The sequence below is a fragment of the Faecousia intestinalis genome (assembly GCF_040096185.1).
Taxonomy (GTDB): Bacteria; Bacillota; Clostridia; order Oscillospirales; family Oscillospiraceae; genus JAZOXB01.
The window spans coordinates 1-1,966 of sequence record NZ_JBBMFF010000275.1 but is presented as its reverse complement, the minus strand read 5'-3'; the positions used below and the strand labels follow the sequence as shown (position 1 = coordinate 1,966).

Here is a 1,966-nt window from a genome sequence, read left to right as displayed (position 1 = left end):
CTGTTATCCACCTGGGTCCTGCGAGATTGCCACGTCGGCCTGCGGCCTCCTCGCAATGACAAATCGGAAGCCATCGCCATTGTATCATACCCGGCACGAATCGGGGACGTGTCACGGGGCGTCGAGGACGCCGCCCCCTACAACGCACGACCGGCGGCTTCCCGTAATTTTGCCTGCCCGGTTTTGCGGGAAAGCCCCCTCCTCAGTCCTCGTCCGGGAGCTTGTTGTGCTTCTGCTGCCTCATCCAGATATCCATCACGAGCTTATGCGGCAGCAGCTTCACGAGCCGCACCTGCCAGCGCACGGGCAGGCCGTGGATGGAGACGTCCTTCTTCGTGCGGTACAGGTCGTGCAGGGCCGTCTTCATCACGTCCTTTGCCTCGTACAGACGGTTGTAATATGTCACGGCGTCGTTGCTCGTCTGCAGCGCGTGGTCAAAGAATTCCGTCTTGACCCAGCCGGGGCTGACGGCCATCACGCGGATGCCGCGCGGCCGCAGCTCACGCGCCAGCGAGCGCGTATAGCTCAGCACAAAGGCCTTCGTCGAGGCGTAGACATTCAGATACGGCACGGGCTGGAATGCAGACAGGGAGTCCAGGTTCAGCAGCTTCGCGCCGCGCTTCATGTAAGGCAGCGTCAGCTCCGTCATGGCCACAAGGGCCTTGCAGTTCAGGTCGATCATCTTCAGGGAGTCTGCCAGCGGGATCTGGTCGTAGCGGCCGAATTTGCCGAAGCCCGCGACGTTTGCCAGCAGGCCGACGTCCGGCCGGGCATTTTCCAGCAGGTCGCGGTAGAGCTCCAGCGCCTGCGGGTCCGTCAGATCGAGGCTGATGGGCCGCACGGGGAAGGGGATCTGCTCCTTCAGCGCCTCGAGGCGGTCGGCGCGGCGGGCGATGACCCACAGCTCGTCAAACGTCTCCCACTGGGCCAGCTGCAGCGCCAGCTCCCGGCCCATGCCGGAGCTTGCTCCGGTCAGAATCGCGATTCGTTTCATATTATCAACCTTTCCAGTTCGTTTCTTATCTTCTACATACCACAAAACCCCGCCTCTGTCAAGAAAAACCGGGGAAAATCGGAGAAAATTCGGAGGAAATTGCCATGCAGGTTATCGATCTCGGCGCATGGACGCCGTATCTGGAGCAGGAGCTGCGCGCCCCGTATTTCGCGGCGCTGCTGCAGCGGGTCGGGGCGGCGCGGGCCGCCGGAACGGTCTACCCGCCGGAGGAGCGCACGTTCTTCGCCCTGACCGCCACGCCGCCGGAGCGCGTGCGGGCCGTCATCCTCGGGCAGGACCCCTATCACGAGCCGGGGCAGGCCATGGGCCTTGCGTTCTCCGTCCCGCAGGGTGAGCGCCTGCCGCCGTCATTGCGCAATATTTTCACGGAGCTGCACACGGACCTCGGCCTGCCGCAGCCGTCCGGCGGTGACCTGACGCCGTGGGCGGAGCGGGGCGTCCTGCTGCTCAACACGGTCCTGACCGTCGGCCGCGGCGCGGCGAACAGCCACGCGGCGTGGGGCTGGCAGCGCTTCACGGATGCCGTGCTTGCCGCCATGGCCGCCCTGCCGCAGCCGGTGGCCTTCGTCCTCTGGGGCTCGCAGGCGCAGAAAAAGCGGCCGCTGCTGCAGAGCGCCGCCCCGCGCCTTGTCCTGTGCGCGCCGCACCCAAGCCCGCTGTCGTCCTACCGCGGCTTCTTCGGCAGCCGCCCGTTCTCGCAGATCAATGCCTTTTTGCAGGAGAACGGAGAACAGCCGGTCGATTGGCGGCTGCCTTGACATATAATATGATGTGCAGGAAAACGGATCATTGAAAATGGACAGTGGATAGTTACGCGCGAAGCAGCCAGTCGCACGCTGTAGGGGCCGGGCTGTCCCCTCCCGGCGCAACGCTGCCGATACGAACGGACTACCGTTAAAACGGTATGCACTTCCGAATTGTCATTGCGAGGAGGCCGCAGGCCGACGTGGC

At 64.3% G+C, this 1,966-nt stretch carries 2 protein-coding genes; one reads left to right on the top strand and one right to left on the bottom strand.

Translation table 11 applies throughout. The features are described 5' to 3' along the window. Positions 1-202: 202 nt before the first annotated feature. Positions 203-994, bottom strand: a complete 792-nt coding sequence (locus tag WMO66_RS14205) for an SDR family NAD(P)-dependent oxidoreductase (protein ID WP_349137010.1) — start codon at positions 992-994, stop codon at positions 203-205. A 104-nt stretch (positions 995-1,098) separates the two neighbouring features. Between WMO66_RS14205 and ung the strand changes: the two genes are divergently transcribed. Continuing rightward, complete coding sequence (gene ung, locus WMO66_RS14200) at positions 1,099-1,773, top strand: uracil-DNA glycosylase (protein WP_349137009.1); 675 nt, start codon at positions 1,099-1,101, stop codon at positions 1,771-1,773. Positions 1,774-1,966: the final 193 nt, after the last annotated feature.